General features: G+C 65.0%; 1 pseudogene. It reads right to left on the reverse strand.

Going from position 1 to position 349, the window contains the following annotated elements:
* Positions 1–349 (reverse strand): annotated as a pseudogene (locus tag ASE28_RS26785) (hypothetical protein); the annotation flags it as partial.

A 349-nucleotide genomic window follows, 5' to 3' on the forward strand; every position in this document is an offset into this window, starting at 1 on the left:
CTCGCCCACCACGCCCTTGTTGGCCAGCAAAGCCGGCCCGCCCAGGGCACCCAGCAGCTTGGCCGCTTCGCCCGCATGGCCGTTCAGGTCCAAGGCCAGCCTGGTGTCATTGAACGTGACCCGCTCCACCCGCGTCACATCCAGCATCGCCCCATCCGTCAGGCGTTGCAAGGTGAAGCTGCCATTGTTCTGGGATTGCACATAGGTCTGTGAGAGGGTTGCCGGGATGACGACTGTGTCGATGCCTGCACCCCCATCCACATACCGGGCCAGGCCCAGCGTCGGCGTGATGGTGTTGTTGCCTGCATCACCGGTCACGGTCACATCCCGCACGGCATCCACGCGCACG

Origin of the sequence: Acidovorax sp. Root219 (assembly GCF_001428665.1) — a bacterium.
GTDB lineage: Bacteria > Pseudomonadota > Gammaproteobacteria > Burkholderiales > Burkholderiaceae_C > Acidovorax.